This window comes from Shewanella sp. 10N.261.52.F9, from assembly GCF_041471165.1.
In the GTDB taxonomy this organism is placed as follows: Bacteria; Pseudomonadota; Gammaproteobacteria; order Enterobacterales; family Shewanellaceae; genus Shewanella; species Shewanella marinintestina.
The window spans coordinates 1-983 of sequence record NZ_JBFRNX010000045.1; the positions used below are offsets into that span (position 1 = coordinate 1).

At 46.1% G+C, this 983-nt stretch carries 1 protein-coding gene; it reads right to left on the minus strand.

All coding sequences use genetic code 11. The annotated features are described in order from the left end of the window. On the minus strand, positions 1 to 983 hold a 983-nt coding region (gene tuf, locus AB4298_RS21095; protein ID WP_371988312.1), incomplete at both ends, for an elongation factor Tu.

The window sequence follows — 983 nt, forward strand, 5'->3', positions numbered from 1 at the left end:
AAACCTTCGTCCATCGCGATTGGGCAGATTAGAGTAACAGTCATAGCTACGTTGTCACCAGGCATTACCATCTCTACGCCTTCTGGCAATTCGATAGTACCGGTTACGTCAGTTGTACGGAAGTAGAACTGTGGACGGTAGCCTTTGAAGAATGGAGTGTGACGTCCACCTTCTTCTTTAGACAGAACATAGATTTCTGACTTGAAAGTAGTGTGTGGAGTGATTGAACCTGGAGCAGCTAGTACTTGGCCACGTTCTACTTCTTCACGCTTGATACCACGTAGAAGAACACCACAGTTCTCGCCAGCACGACCTTCGTCAAGAAGCTTACGGAACATTTCAACACCAGTACAAGTAGACTTAGTTGTATCTTTGATACCAACGATTTCTACTTCTTCACCAACTTTGATGATACCGCGCTCTACACGACCAGTAACAACAGTACCACGACCAGCGATTGAGAAAACATCTTCGATTGGAAGAATGAATGCACCATCGATAGCACGCTCTGGCTCAGGGATGTATGTGTCTAGAGCTTCAGCTAGTTCAAGAATCTTAGCTTCCCACTCTGGCTCGCCTTCAAGCGCTTTAAGAGCAGAACCCTGGATAACTGGTAGGTCATCACCTGGGAAGTCGTACTCAGATAGAAGTTCACGAACTTCCATTTCTACTAGTTCTAGAAGTTCTTCGTCATCTACCATGTCACACTTGTTCATGAATACGATGATGAATGGAACACCAACCTGACGTGAAAGCAGGATGTGCTCACGTGTTTGTGGCATTGGACCATCTGTAGAAGCTACTACTAGGATAGCGCCGTCCATCTGTGCAGCACCAGTGATCATGTTTTTAACATAATCCGCGTGACCTGGACAGTCTACGTGTGCGTAGTGACGTGATGGAGTATCGTACTCGATGTGAGAAGTATTAATTGTAATACCGCGCTCACGCTCTTCTGGAGCGTTATCGATCTGTGCGAAATC